Origin of the sequence: Streptococcus sp. SN-1 (genome assembly GCF_041154385.1) — a bacterium.
Lineage (GTDB): Bacteria > Bacillota > Bacilli > Lactobacillales > Streptococcaceae > Streptococcus > Streptococcus mitis_CT.
Map to the genome: position 1 here is coordinate 1,521,210 of NZ_AP028929.1, position 13,591 is coordinate 1,534,800.

General features: G+C 42.5%; 13 protein-coding genes. 1 reads left to right on the forward strand and 12 read right to left on the reverse strand.

Annotation, left to right across the window (positions count from 1 at the left end):
- Positions 1-19: 19 nt before the first annotated feature.
- From ACAM22_RS06780 to ACAM22_RS06805, 6 genes are all read right to left on the reverse strand, one after another.
- Positions 20-985, reverse strand: a complete 966-nt coding sequence (locus tag ACAM22_RS06780; RefSeq protein WP_369606560.1) for a glycosyltransferase family 2 protein — start codon at positions 983-985, stop codon at positions 20-22.
- A 1-nt stretch (position 986) separates the two neighbouring features.
- Positions 987-2,006: a UDP-glucose 4-epimerase GalE gene (gene galE / locus ACAM22_RS06785; RefSeq protein ID WP_024057477.1), complete on the reverse strand. Its 1,020-nt coding sequence runs from the start codon at positions 2,004-2,006 to the stop codon at positions 987-989.
- A gap of 102 nt (positions 2,007-2,108) precedes the next feature.
- Positions 2,109-3,212: an NAD(P)/FAD-dependent oxidoreductase gene (locus ACAM22_RS06790; protein WP_369606561.1), complete on the reverse strand. Its 1,104-nt coding sequence runs from the start codon at positions 3,210-3,212 to the stop codon at positions 2,109-2,111.
- Positions 3,213-3,228: 16 nt separating this feature from the next.
- On the reverse strand, positions 3,229-4,026 hold the full coding sequence (locus ACAM22_RS06795; RefSeq protein ID WP_369606562.1) for a Nif3-like dinuclear metal center hexameric protein: 798 nt from the start codon (positions 4,024-4,026) through the stop codon (positions 3,229-3,231).
- Positions 4,013-4,690, reverse strand: coding sequence for a tRNA (adenine(22)-N(1))-methyltransferase TrmK (locus ACAM22_RS06800; protein WP_369606563.1), 678 nt, complete (start codon positions 4,688-4,690; stop codon positions 4,013-4,015). Before ACAM22_RS06800 ends, ACAM22_RS06795 begins: the two co-directional genes overlap by 14 nt.
- 101 nt (positions 4,691-4,791) lie before the next feature.
- The gene (locus ACAM22_RS06805; RefSeq protein WP_369606564.1) at positions 4,792-7,128 is read right to left on the reverse strand and encodes a cation-translocating P-type ATPase; all 2,337 of its coding nucleotides are present in this window, start codon (positions 7,126-7,128) and stop codon (positions 4,792-4,794) included.
- 133 nt (positions 7,129-7,261) lie between these two features.
- Here ACAM22_RS06805 and ACAM22_RS06810 point away from each other — a divergent pair, with 133 nt between their 5' ends.
- The gene (locus ACAM22_RS06810) at positions 7,262-8,011 is read left to right on the forward strand and encodes a lysophospholipid acyltransferase family protein (protein ID WP_369606565.1); all 750 of its coding nucleotides are present in this window, start codon (positions 7,262-7,264) and stop codon (positions 8,009-8,011) included.
- Between the two features lie 43 nt (positions 8,012-8,054).
- Here ACAM22_RS06810 and ACAM22_RS06815 read toward each other — a convergent pair whose 3' ends face one another.
- The 6 genes from ACAM22_RS06815 to rpsO form a co-directional block, all read right to left on the reverse strand.
- On the reverse strand, positions 8,055-8,747 hold the full coding sequence (locus ACAM22_RS06815; protein ID WP_369606566.1) for an alpha/beta hydrolase-fold protein: 693 nt from the start codon (positions 8,745-8,747) through the stop codon (positions 8,055-8,057).
- Positions 8,728-9,738 (reverse strand): ABC transporter substrate-binding protein, encoded by a 1,011-nt coding sequence (locus tag ACAM22_RS06820; protein WP_369606567.1) that lies wholly within the window; start codon positions 9,736-9,738, stop codon positions 8,728-8,730. The genes ACAM22_RS06815 and ACAM22_RS06820 overlap by 20 nt, the downstream gene beginning before the upstream one ends.
- Before the next feature lie 19 nt (positions 9,739-9,757).
- On the reverse strand, positions 9,758-10,513 hold the full coding sequence (locus ACAM22_RS06825) for an ABC transporter ATP-binding protein (protein ID WP_369606568.1): 756 nt from the start codon (positions 10,511-10,513) through the stop codon (positions 9,758-9,760).
- A gap of 1 nt (position 10,514) precedes the next feature.
- Entirely contained in the window at positions 10,515-11,561 is a 1,047-nt protein-coding gene (locus ACAM22_RS06830; protein ID WP_369606569.1) for a FecCD family ABC transporter permease, read from the reverse strand.
- 235 nt (positions 11,562-11,796) lie between these two features.
- Positions 11,797-12,408 (reverse strand): CadD family cadmium resistance transporter, encoded by a 612-nt coding sequence (locus ACAM22_RS06835; RefSeq protein ID WP_000531716.1) that lies wholly within the window; start codon positions 12,406-12,408, stop codon positions 11,797-11,799.
- Positions 12,409-13,160: 752 nt separating this feature from the next.
- Positions 13,161-13,430: a 30S ribosomal protein S15 gene (rpsO, locus tag ACAM22_RS06840; RefSeq protein ID WP_001018251.1), complete on the reverse strand. Its 270-nt coding sequence runs from the start codon at positions 13,428-13,430 to the stop codon at positions 13,161-13,163.
- Between the last annotated feature and the right edge of the window lie 161 nt (positions 13,431-13,591).

Genomic DNA, 13,591 nt, shown 5'->3' on the forward strand with positions numbered 1-13,591 from the left:
AGCACATTTCCATGTAAAATTATAGTCTTTTCACTTTATTTTTTTCTGTAAAATCAGGAAGGTCGCTTTTTTCTTTGATAAGATAAAGTGGTCTTTTTTTAGTCTCTAGATAAATCTTACTGATGTACTTGCCCAGAATCCCAATTGTCAAGAGTTGGATTCCCCCAAGAAAGAGAATAACAGCCATCAGAGAGGTCCAACCTGATGTCGGATTGCCCAAAATGAGGGTCCGAACCACAACAAAAAAGGTCATAAGCAGAGAAATAAAACAAGATAGTAGACCAGCCGCAAAGGCTATAATCAAGGGAAAATCTGAAAAATTAACAATCCCTTCAATGGAGTAGAAAAAGAGTTGCCTAAAACTCCAACTGGTCTTGCCAGCCTGCCTTTCGACATTTGGATAGTCCAAATAGTAGGTTTTGAAACCGACCCATGCGAAGAGTCCCTTAGAAAAACGATTGGACTCGGTCAAAGCTAAAATGGCATCGACCACAGACCGTCTCATCATGCGAAAATCACGGACACCTGAGGGCAAGGCTACTGGACTGATTTTTTGCATAAGGCGGTAAAAGAGATTAGCACAGAAACTACGAAAGAAGGGTTCTCCCTCCCGACTGGTTCTCCGTGTTCCTACGCAGTCCAAATCTGCATTTTGGTCTAGTAAGTTTTTCATCTCAAGCAACATACTAGGAGGATCCTGGAGGTCTGCATCCATTACCACCACCAGATCTCCTATCGCATATTGTAAGCCTGCATACAGAGCTGCTTCTTTGCCAAAATTTCGTGAGAAAGAAAGATAATGCACTGCCGAATTTTGCTCCCGATAGGTCTTTAAGAGTTCCAAAGTCCCATCACTTGATCCATCGTCGACAAAGACATACTCGATTTCTGTTTCCAAATCTGGAAGTAAAGCTTCCAGAGCCTGATAAAAAAGAGGAAGTACTTCCTCTTCGTTTAAACAGGGGACAATGATTGACATCACCATCTTAGTCTTCAAATCCATTTGGATGCTTGCTTTGCCAACGCCATGCGTCTTCGCACATTTGGGTGATGCCGAGTTCTGCTTCCCAGCCGAGTTCTGCTTTGGCTTTTGCAGGATCTGAATAGCAGGCTGCGATGTCCCCTGGGCGACGGTCTACGATACGATAAGGAATTGGACGTCCCACTGCTTTTTCCATATTTTGGATGATTTCAAGAACTGAGTAGCCTTTACCTGTTCCAAGATTATAAACGTTTAGACCTGAGCCTTTTTGGATTTTTTTCAGAGCTGCAACGTGACCTTTAGCCAAGTCAACAACGTGGATATAGTCACGAACACCTGTTCCATCTTCTGTATCGTAATCGTCTCCGAAGACTTGTACTTGCTCTAATTTTCCAACAGCTACTTGAGTCACATACGGCAAGAGGTTGTTTGGAATACCGTTTGGATTTTCTCCCAAATCACCACTCTCATGGGCTCCTATTGGGTTAAAGTAACGAAGTAAGACCACATTCCATTCTGAGTCTGCCTTGTAGATATCTGTCAAAATTTCCTCTAGCATAAGTTTGGTACGACCGTATGGATTGGTCACTGAAAGTGGGAAATCTTCCAAGATTGGCACTGTATGAGGATCTCCGTAAACTGTCGCAGAAGAACTGAAAATGATGTTTTTACAGTTGTTTTCTTCCATGACCTTCAAAAGACTAACAGTTCCAGCGATATTGTTGTCATAGTAGGCAAGAGGGATACGTGTTGATTCGCCAACAGCCTTTAAACCAGCAAAGTGAATGACACCAGTTGGTTCTTCTTGCTTGAAAATATCTCTGAGGGTATCGGTATCACGGATATCTGCCTCATAGAACGGAACTTCAACTCCTGTAATTCTCTCAACAACTTCTAAACTTTTTCTGTTACTATTCACAAGGTTATCCACCACAACAACCTGATGACCTGCTTGGATTAACTCAATAACAGTGTGGGTTCCGATAAAACCTGCTCCACCCGTTACCAAAATCTTTTCTTGCATCTGTTTTCCTCGATTCTCGGATTATTTTTTCTTATTTTACCATTTTTGATAGGGAATGTCATTTGCCATCCTAGAAGCTAAGCTAAAATTTCAGTAAAATATTTATTCGATTTTTAGTCGTTTGACATAGTTTTCAATTGGGTAGTTTGCTGGGTCTAAGGTCATTTCCCTACTTTGGACCAGTTGAGCTAGGTGGTAACCAATGATAGGGCCCGTTGTGAGACCTGATGAACCTAGTCCACTGGCTGCATAGACACCTGACAATTCTGGCACCTGCCCAAAGAAAGGTGAGAAATCACTAGTGTAGGCACGGATTCCCACACGCTCACCAGCTCTGGTAGCTTCTACTAAACTAGGATAGTGAGGCAAGGCTGCCTCCTCCATTTGTTGGAGTAAGGTTTCATCTACCGTCAAATCAAACCCCATGTCATTTTCATGAGTAGCACCTAAGGACAATTTCCCACCTGCAAAAGGAATCAAATCCCACTCCCCTTCTGGCATAACAACAGGGTAAGCTTCCATGTCTTGGGCAAGTTGATAATCTCGGAGTTGTCCTTTTTGAGGACGTACATCCACAGCATAACCCAAGGGTTCTAACATATCCCCCAACCAAACTCCCGTCGCCAAAATAACCTGATCAAACACCTCTTCGTCAATCTGGTAACCTGATGCTAAAGGTGTCAGAGTTACTTTTTCTTTGACCAGCTTGACCTGACTGGCTTCTAGCAAACGAGTCACTAAAAGTTGGCCATCTACTCTCGCTCCACCAGAAGCGTAGAGCAGGTGGTCAAATCCCTGCAAGCCAGGGAATAATTCGTTAGCTGATGCTTGGTCCAGAATAGCTAATTGCCCTATCAAGGGAGATTCTTCTCTACGCTGGAGGGCTAGTTGATAGAGTTCTTCTAGCTTGGATTCATCCTTTTTCAAGAGAAAAACCCCCGAACGCTGATAAAAGTCGATTTCTTGTCCTGACTTTTCTAAATCAGCCAACAAATCCACATAAAAGTCAGCCCCCAAGCGCGCCATTTTGTACCAGGCCTTATTGCGGCGTTTGGAAAACCAAGGGCTGATAATTCCTGCTGCGGCCTTGGTAGCCTGACCTTGTCCATGGTCAAAGACGGTTACTTCTAGGTCACTTTCTTTAGAGAGGTAGTAGGCAGCTGTTGCACCTACAATCCCTGCTCCGATAATGGCAACTTTTTTCATTGTTTTCACTTTCTAACTAGATATGGTGGAAAGGATTGGTCGATGCTTGACTAGGTACAATATCGATTGTCCAGCCTTTTTCCTCTTTCCATTGACTAAGGAGTGCTGCAATTTTTTCCACAAAAAGCACTTCAATATAGTGACCTGGGTCCAATGCCAGTAACCCATCAGACAGCATATCCTGGGCAGTGTGGTAGTAAATATCACCAGTGATATAAACATCTGCCCCCTTTGCCAAAGCATCCTTATAGAAAGACTGCCCGCTGCCACCACAGATGGCCACTCTTGAAATAGGCTTCTGTAAATCAGTCTCTTGATAATGCACCAATCGAAGACTATCTAAACCAAAGACTTGCTTGACATTCTGGGCCAATTCCCCAAAAGTCTGAGGCTGAACATTCCCAATACGTCCAATTCCACGTTCAGGACCCGTCTCCTGAAGATAAGTTGTCTCCTCGATTCCTAGCATCTGGCAAAACCAATCATTGAGACCATTTTCAACGATGTCAATATTGGTATGGCTGACATAAACTGCAATGTCATGCTTGATGAGATCAATGTAAATCTGATTTTGTGGACGGCTGGCGACCAAATCCTTGATAGGACGGAAAATCGGCGCGTGCTTGACAATAATCAAGTCCACACCCTTTTCAATGGCTTCAGCCACCGTTTCTTCACGGATATCCAGAGCCACCATGACCCTTTGGATATCCTTGTCTAAAGTGCCAATTTGCAGACCACGACTGTCTCCCTCCATTGAAAATTCCTGAGGGCAAAAGGCTTCATATGCGTTAATTACTTCACTTGCTAACATGGAGCATCTCCTTGATGGCTTGAATTTTATCTACTAGAACTTGACGTTCCTCCAAATTTTTTTCTGGGATTTGTCCGAGGGCAAACTCTAGTTTAACAGCTTCTTTTTGCCATTTTTGGACAAAGACTGGACTGACCTCTTTAAACAAAAAAGGACCAAAGCGGACATCACTGGCTGATAACTTCATTTGTCCTGCTTCCACTACCAAAATCTCGTAAAACTTGCCAGCTTCTTCTAAGATGCTTTCAGCTACAATCTGAAATCCGTTCTCTTGTAGCCAGATACGCAAATCATCTTCACGATTATTGGGTTGGAGGATTAAACGCTCTACATTAGCTAGCTTGTCCAAGCCTTCTTCTAAAATCCTAGCAATCAAACGACCTCCCATGCCAGCAATGGTGATGACAGATACCTGATCTGCCTCTTCAAAGGCTGCCAAGCCATTTGCTAAACGGACTTGGATTTTCTCTTTTAGACCGTGCGCCTCAACATTTTTGACCGCAGACTGATAGGGGCCTTCCACCACCTCACCCGCAATGGCACTTTTGATTTGGCCTCTTTCGACCAACTCGATAGGCAGATAAGCATGGTCACTTCCCACATCTAGTAAAATGGCTCCCTGTGGCACAAAGGAAGCCACTAATTCTAATCTCTTTGAAATCATCTTCTCTCACTTTCCAAACTCTATTCCCTCTTATTATACCACATTTCAGCTAGCTATCTTGCACCCAAAAAAGACCACAATCCACAGATTGCAGTCTTTCTTTATTTTCTGGCTTGATAGCGACTAGTCAGGATGAAAATCACGGTAAAGACCAACATCATGACACCATAGACAGGCAATGTTTGTCCTGTTAATGTCGAAATTTCAAGCAGTTTTTGGATTCTTGGGAAGAGAGCTGTGGCTAGGAAGCCTCCTACTGACCAGACAATCAAGAGGACACGCCAGAGGGTGAATGGTATGCAGGCTCTAAATACGGATAAGAAACCAATAGATCCAAGTAGATAATAGAGGAGGGTTGAGATTTCTAACTCAGACCAACCTTGGCTACTTCCAAATATTTTTACAAACAGGACGCTGAAGACGACCATGAGTGCACTTGGTAGGGCACGAAGCATAGATTTTCTGAGGAAGTTTGGCTCAACAGGTTTGATATTTCGTTCAAAAGTCAGAACGAATGGTGGGAAACCTTCCACGAACTGGTCAATCATGGTAATCTGGATTGGAATGAAGGGGAAAATCAAAATCCACTCAGACCGACCTAGTAAAGCACTGGCAATACAGATGACTGCTAACAGGAAGGAATAGATGGTCTTTATCAAGAAAATCGGAGCGATATGAGCAATGTTATTGACCACGCGACGACCTTCAAATAGAATCTCAGGAACATCATTAAAGTCAGAGTTCAAAAGAACCAGATTAGCAATCTGACGAGTCGCAGGATCTCCCTCAGCCATCACGATAGAACAATCCGCCTCACGAAGGGCCAGGATATCATTAACTCCATCCCCTGTCATAGCCGTTGTATGACCCGCTTTTTTCAGCGTTTGGATGATGAGTTTCTTTTGATGAGGGGAAACACGTCCGAAAATCGCAGTCTCCTCCGCCATAGCAATCAATTCCTCATCCGTAATTTTCGAGCAATCTACATAGCTGTAGTAGTCCGCAAAACCAGCCTTCTGGGCAATACTGGACACCGTAACTGGATTGTCACCAGAGATAATCTTGAGGCCCACTTCCTGAGAACGGAGATAGTCCAGCGTCTCAGCTGCTCCTTCTCGAATAGGGTCCAAGATTTCCAGCAAGGCTAGAGCCTGAATATCAGATGGTTTTTGTGGTTTGTGATGGTCTAATTTCTCCTGACTGAGAGCTAAGACCAAGACACGTGAACCTCTCTCCAAGGCCTCTCTGGCTTCAGGGACTTCTGAGTCCAGCAACATCTCAGGCGCCCCTAAGAAAACTGTCCCCAAACCTTCCAATTCCATAGCTCCCCACTTGCGGTCGCTGGAGAAGGGAAGATTAGAGAGCATAGGATAGGCTACTTGGCCTTGGAATCGCTGGCGAATAGCTTGGGCAGTTGGATTCTTATCCTCACTATGGGCCATATAGCTTGTCAGGATGCTGGCAATAGCCTCTTCACCGTAAGTTTCCGTCAGTGGAAGAACAGCCTCCACCTGCATCTTTCCTTGGGTGATGGTGCCCGTCTTGTCCAGACAGAGCATATCCACGCGCGCCAAGGTCTCAACAGAGTACATCTCCTGCACCAAGACCTTTTTCAAGCCCAACTTAATCACCGCTGTCAAGAGCGAAGTAATGGTCAAAAGGGCGATTCCTTTGGGCAACATTCCTAGAAGGGCTGTCGACGAGTTTACAACGGATGACTTGAGAGGCAGGCCTTTTAAAATCAAGGCTTCTAGCAAGAGAGCTAGACCAAAAGGAATGATAATTTTCCCAGTAAAACCAGCCAACTTGTCCAGCGATTTCATGATACGAGAGTTGATTGGTTTCACGGTCTTGGCTTCCAGCATGAGCTTGGCAGCATAGTTGTCTGCACCGACATGGTGAACTTGAGCTAAAACTGACCCACTAGCTAGGAAACTTCCTGACAAAAGCAAGGTATCAACTTCCTTTTGCACCAAATCACTTTCCCCCGTCAACATGGCTTCATTGACTTCCGCAAAGCCTTCCAAAACCAAGGCATCACTGGGAATCTGCTCTCCTGCAGACAGACGAATGATATCTCCTAGCACCAATTCTTCCGGATTAAGAGCAACTTCCTGACCATCACGAATAGTCTTGACCTTTTCCTTGGTCATGAGATTGAGCTTGTCCACCATGTGTTTAGCCCGCAGCTCGGTCACAATCCCAGAAAAAGCGTTAAAGCAGATAACGGCAAAAAAGACCAAATTACTCCAAGCATGCACAAAGGCAAGGGACAAAGCAATGGCAAAGTTCAAAGCGTTAAAAAGGGTAAAGACATTTCGTTTAACGATTTGCCAAGTGCTAGTACTGGCCGATGCAGTAAAATCATTGACCAAGCCCTTAGCCTGTCTTTCCTTGACTTCTCTTTGGGTTAATCCCATAATCTTATTTTTATCCATAAATTCTATCATATCATTTTTTATGATAGAATACTAATCTCATCCTAAATATACTTATTACAAATGGAAAAAGTTTGCCAGCCCTCCTTTGATAAGGTATAATAATAACAAGAAAATAATCGAAGGAGATCGCATGTTTTATACTTATTTACGTGGATTGGTTGTCTTGCTCCTATGGTCCATCAATGGCAATGCCCACTATCATAATACTGATAAAATTCCTAATCAAGATGAAAATTATATTTTGGTTGCGCCTCACCGCACTTGGTGGGATCCTGTTTACATGGCCTTTGCAACCAAGCCAAAACAGTTTATCTTTATGGCCAAAAAAGAACTCTTTACTAACCGTATCTTTGGTTGGTGGATTCGTATGTGTGGTGCCTTTCCTATCGACCGGGAAAATCCTAGCGCCTCAGCCATCAAATACCCTATCAATGTTCTCAAAAAAAGTGATCGCTCTCTCATCATGTTTCCAAGTGGGAGCCGTCACTCAAACGATGTCAAGGGTGGAGTTGCCCTGATTGCCAAAATGGCCAAGGTCCGTATTATGCCGGTTACCTACACAGGTCCTATGACCTTGAAAGGCTTGGTTAGCCGTGAGCGTGTCGATATGAACTTTGGAAATCCAATCGATATCTCAGATATCAAGAAAATGAATGATGAAGGCATTGAAACAGTCGCCAATCGCATCCAAGTAGAATTTCAACGTTTGGACGAAGAAACGAAACAATGGCACAATGATAAAAAACCAAACCCACTCTGGTGGTTTATCCGTATCCCTGCCCTTATCCTTGCGATTATCCTCGCTATCCTAACCATCATCTTTAGCTTTATCGCAAGCTTCGTATGGAATCCAGATAAAAAGAGAGAAAACCTTGGTTAAACAAATACAACAATCCCTTGGCTTTTGCCAAGGGATAAATCTTTTATTCGATTTTCCATTTTTGGGCCAACCAACTGGAAAAAGCTAGAAATCGCTCAGCTACTTGTTCATGGTGTCCATAAGGATCAAAGACAAACTGGCCGTTCGGATAGCATTTCTGAAGACTGATATGAATCTGCTCAGCATAGACTGGTGCTTGAGCCAAGCGATTAGTATGATAGGTTCCTTCTGTTTGACCGTTCTGTAAATACAGCAAACAGTCTAGATTTTTCACTGTCTCTGCCTTGCAGTAAGTCACAAAATCAGGATACCAAAAGGAACCGCAGATGGAAAAGACACAGGAAATCTTGTCAAAGCCGAAAAGACTGTAGACTGCCGCCAAACCACCTAGTGAATAACCTCCATAAGCAAGGCGAGTTTCGTCCAGGCGATAAAGCGACTGCAACTTGTCCAAAAAACCTCCAAACAAATGATCATGATAGACCTTGGCCTGACCTCCAAAATCTGGAGCTCCATCTCTCAGAGCCGATGTCGCCCAGGGAGTGTAGTCATCTAGGCGATTTTTAGAGGTCAAGCCCACTAAAATCGCAGATTCGGAAAGGGACGATAGGAAATCCAAGTTTCCATCATTCAATAAAATAGCCGGATAGGTTTGATTGGGATCGTAGTTAGAAGGAAGGCTGATTTTGACTTGAATTCCTTCCCAATCAAACTCATTATTTATTGATAAAGTCATTGATTTTCTCAAGGGAATCAATCACTGCTGGACCATAATCCATCAACTCATCGTAAGAGATGGTCATGATTTTTTGATTCTTAATAGCAGGAACGCTTTCCAAAACAGCATTTGCCTTCATCAACTCTACTGCTTTTTCATCCAATTTTTTATTGCGATCGCTGGTTACATAGATAATCAATTCAGGATCCATTGACACGAGATTTTCCAAGGTCAAGCCTGATGTCCCCGTAGCAACGTTTGTATAACCAAGTTGGTTCAGCAAACTTTCTTGCAAAGCAGACTTGTAGGCACCGAAGGTTTCATCATTATAAGCAACCATAATCAAAGCCTTTTTCTTTTCACCTTGACTTACTGTGTTTGCTTTCTTAACAGCGTCAATTTTAGTTTGTAATTGGGCTGCGTATTCATTGGACTTGTCCTGCACATTAAAAATCATTCCAAGATTTTTGACATCTTCTACGATATTCCCCAAATCTTGCTGAATTGTTGAGAGAGAAGCTTTTTGCGTATAAACTGGGATTTTGTTTTCATTCCAAGTGCTAACTGTCCCCAAGGATTTTTCAGAAAACATCATGTTTCGACCCATCACAGCGTCTGGCTCATAAGAAAGGACTGTCTCTTGTGAGACTGTTTTTTTATCCCCAATTTGAGGAATAGTCGCAATCGCGTCCTTGTATTTGTCCGTCACAGCATTGTCTGGATTGAGCATGCCAACAATTTTATCCTTCAACCCCAACTCCAATAAGATTTCAGTGGTTGAAAGATTGTTGGTGATAACTTTTTCAGGTGCCTTGTCAAAGACTTGTTCGACTTCATTTCCTTTAGCATCATAGGTCTTAACCGTTAACGGATAAGTCGTCTCTGCTTTAACCTTTTGACTTGTCTCTGTGCTAGACTGTGTGGTAGTTTTTTCTGTAGTAGTATTACCACAAGCTGCCATGGTTAGAGTAGCTACTGTTATGAGTAAAATACTGAGTGTTTTTTTCATCTTGTTTTCCTTTTCATTCTTATAAATAGTGAATCATGGCTTGCTGGTCCTCGGTCCAAGTAACCTGACTTTGAACTCCGTATACAGTTTGCAATGACTCCGGGGTGATGGTCTCCTTTGGAGTCCCTTGGTAAAGGATTTCTCCCTCTTTCATCAGATAGAGATAATCCGAATAGCGACAAGCAAGTTGAATATCATGCAGGACAGCTAGAACATTGATCTTGAGTTCCTTTACAATGGCTAACAAGTCTAGCTGATACTTGATATCCAGATGGTTGGTTGGCTCGTCTAGGAGCAAGAGAGTCGGTTCTTGCGCCAAGGCGCGAGCTAACAAGACTCGCTGTTTCTCTCCTCCTGACAGGGACGAATAGAGACGAGTTTTCTTCTCGAGCATATCCACCTTAACGAGGGCATCTTGAACGAGCGCATAATCCCTTTCCCTTTCCTTTTGTAGAAAAGAGAGGTGGGGAGTTCTTCCCAGCAAGACGATTTCCTCAACTGTACAATCAAACTGCAATTGATTAAACTGGGTCACAACTGCCATTTGCTTGGCTGTTTCTTTGAGCCTCCATTGTTCCAGAGGCTTTCCATCTAGGCTTATCAAGCCTTTGTCCGCCTTTTCCTGACGATAGAGGAGTTTAAGCAGGCTGGTTTTTCCACTTCCATTTGGCCCTAATATCGTGTGAAATTGATTCCCTTCAACCTTAAGAGAGACTCCTTTGAGGATTTTTTTCTCTCCTAGTCCAAAATGGACATCTTGACAAATCAAGTCCATATCAGACCCTCACCTCCCTTCGCCTACCTCCAACAATGTAGATAAAGAAGGGAGCACCTACTAAGGCTGTGAAAATACCAATAGGCAACTCAGCATTTTTAATGATGATACGAGAGAGTACATCTGCCCAGATGACAAAGAGAGCACCCAGCAAGGTTGCAACAGGAAAAAGCCTCTTGTAATTCGTTCCTACTAACCCTCGAGCTAAATGTGGAGTAATCAGACCGACAAATCCAATAATCCCACAGGTTGCCACTAATACTGCTGTTAGCACAGCCACCATGGTCACATAAAGATACCAATAAAAGTGTAAGGGAATCCCCAAAGTTAAAGCAGCCTCATCTCCCATCATCATCGCATTGAAAACACGATACTGAGTAGAGAAAAATAGAAAGGCTATTCCTACTACCATAGTTGGCAAGAATAAGTCAGACCAGGTAGTCCCTGCAAGCGAGCCCATGGTCCAAAACTTAATGGTCATCACACTATCCGCATTAGCGCCAACTGAGATAATAAAGTTTGAAAAAGCCAGAAAGAGAGCGTTGACCACCGTTCCTGATAAAATCAGACTAGCAGTCGTCATCCTTCCCTGCATAGAGGCAATGATGAGGACAGCAATGGTTGCCAAAATAGCTCCAAGAAAAGCTCCAAGACTAATCATCACTTTTAAACCAAGAATGATGCTCAAGGTTGCCCCTAGAGTTGCACCCGCAGATATTCCTAAGACATAAGGCTCTGCGATGGGGTTGTTCACTGTAGACTGCATCACGCTACCACACATAGAAAGACCTGCTCCTACTATCAGACCTAACAATACTCGGGGAAATCTCATGTTCCATACAATGGCAAGAGTAGACTTGGAAACCTCTCCTATCTCAAGAGGAAATCCCAACCTGCTCAAAATAATCCGATAGGTATCTCCTAGATCAATCGCAACAGATCCCATTGAAACTGCTAGAAAGAGAGAAATCCCTAAAATAGCTAGCAAAATAACTAAAAGTAACACAAATTGCTGGTCTTGTCGGCTTCCAGAAAATTTGGAAAGCATGCAAACCTCCTTTGATAGAATCTTAAAAATTTAGAAAATTCTCATGAAAAGTATACCATATTTTCAACAATGGAACAAGATGAGAACAAATGAATATAGTTGGTTTTATTGTGCTAGCAACCGTAACCGAAGATTATACTTGAATATATCGAGGTAAGGTGCCAACGTAAAAAGCCCTCTGAAAATCAGAGAGCTGATTTGAGCCCGGGCTAAAATCCTAGTGAAACAAAAAAATCTACACGATCAGAAAAGTCTCTATCGTGCCATTTTCATACATGATATATAGTCCAAGTAGAATGAATACTAAGGGCACAATGATTCGCTCGTATTTTTCAATTGTCTCGAATATTAAGGGAATAGAGGATAACACCCGACTAATCTCGCATAAGATAATTATGCCGATTACAAACACAAGCAACGCCACGAGGGTCTGTGACCAATCTAACGAAGCAAAATAAGGTATATAAATACCTAAATTATCTCCGCCAGATGCAATTGTCAGCAATGTAACTGTCCAAAACAGTTGATTTGCCTTGCTTTGTTCTAATCTTTCAATAATTTCTTCCTCTTCTTCCTCACCTTCTCCAACAATTGCAAAGCGAATCCCTAAATAGATAGGGATTAAACCAAGCAATCCAACCATCCATTCTTCAGGCACGAAATTAACGACATAAGCAGCAACTAAACTCGCCCCTACAAGTAAGCCTGTGCCTAGATATTGCCCCGCATAAATATGCCATTTTTGTTTATTCTGTGATAGCTGTGCAAATAAAATAAATAAAATAATTAAATAATCGATACTGGTGGAAATATAAACACCAATAGCAGATATGATTGTCTGTCCCATAAAAAACCCTCCTATATTAGTCAGTAATAAATCAGCAGATTTTAGGAGAGCACAGACACATTAATTTAGCTATCGCTAGTGGGTAATTTCGAACATAGGAAAGCATTTTACTCCTCCTCAAAACGTAGTTACAAAGTAATTTCTAACTGGAATTCGGTGACTACTTCCATGTAAAGTATAACATACTATACTTTACTTCGTAAAGTGTGGGCTCTCCGAGTAGCTGCGCACCTTTATGGTGTAATTAGCTGATGCCATTTAAGTTTTTTGTAGTCTCCAAAATTGTGACCGATAAAACCTCAATAAAAAAGCCCTCTGAAGTCAGAGAGCTGATTTGAGCTCAGGCTAAAATCCTAATGAAAAAGATGGAACTCCTTGTGTTCATCGAACACGGTGTCCTTTCCCTATTTTCATACGGATTTCTTACGCCCTTAGCATCATGATTCTTGCTGGATAAACCGTTTATAGACTAGCGACGAGGCGAAGATCGTACGAAACGTTCAGTGAAACAAAAAAAAATCTCCCCGAAGGGAGAAGATCTGGTTTATTTTACCTTACAGTGCTAGGAACCGTAACCGAAGATAATACTTGAGTATATCGAGGTAAGGTGACAACGTAAAAAGCCCTCTGAAAATCAGAGAGCTCCAGTCTTGCTGGATAAACCGTTTATAGACTAGGCGACGAGGCGAAGATTGTACTAATGGTACATCGAGCCGAAGCCAACGAAGTATAGAAACGGTTTAGACGCAAGATTAGCGACGAAGTCCTAGAGAGTTGATCAACTCACGGTAACGGTTAACGTCGTTTTTACGCAAGTATGCAAGCAAGTTACGACGGCGACCGATTTTTTTCATCAATCCACGGTAAGTAGCGTGGTCTTTTTTGTGTTGTTTGATGTGTTCGTTAAGGTGGTTAATTTCCCAAGTAAGGACAGCAACTTGAACCTCTACTGAACCTGTATCACCTTCGTGACGTGCATATTGTGCAATGATTTCATTTTTTTTCTCTTTTGAGATTGCCATGATGTTTCTCCTTTTTATTTGGCTTCATCCGAGTGACAGGTTGGCATGCCTGCAACCAAGAAGAAGTTATTTGTCTTTACGACAATCCCTATTCTACCAATAACTAACTTCTTTGTCAACAGATTTACTTTCTTGTTTTAAACATGCTATAATAATCATAG